This is a genomic window from Neisseria sp. P0022.S010 (assembly GCF_051956635.1).
In genome coordinates, this window is sequence record NZ_JBQCXF010000795.1 from 1 (window position 1) to 657 (window position 657).

A 657-nucleotide genomic window follows, 5' to 3' on the forward strand; every position below is an offset into this window, starting at 1 on the left:
GATTTATATTATTCGGAATACCATCTCTTTCCTGCAACAAATTTCTATTTTGACTATGAGCTAGATAACCTTCCCGAAAGAACAGTAGATTTCTACTTCACAGGTGTTCATATGGACTCCCGAGCAAAAGTAATTGCTAATTTTGGACGCTATGCAAAAACAAGGAATAAGAGTACTGACATAAATATATTTTGGAAAAGATACGCAGATGGCAGAAAAATATACCCTGATGAGAGCATTACACTTATTGATAAAACAATCAGCTTTGAGGAAAATATTAAACGTGCCCAACATGCGAAAGTATTAATTGACTTTGTTATTGATAAGCATAATGGCTTATCTTTTCGCACTTTCGAAGCACTAGGAAATAAACAAAAGCTGATTACCACAAATACACAAGTAAAATACTATGATTTTTATCACCCTAATAATTTCCTAGTTTGGGATGGATATGATTTTGCACAACTAGATGAGTTTTTAGCAAAACCCTACGTTGATATTGATGAGAAAATTCGACAAAAGTACAGTTTTAAAAATTGGATTAGTTATATACTACAAATTCAACCATATAAAGAAATAAAGCTTCCAAATCCAATAGAAGATATAAAAATCAAACCATAATGATAGGCCCATATAAAAAATCAAAAACTTACTATC

1 pseudogene is annotated in these 657 nt (G+C 31.2%); it reads left to right on the top strand.

The annotated features are described in order from the left end of the window. A pseudogene (locus ACTHUT_RS21460) lies at positions 1-621 on the top strand (hypothetical protein); the annotation flags it as partial. Between the last annotated feature and the right edge of the window lie 36 nt (positions 622-657).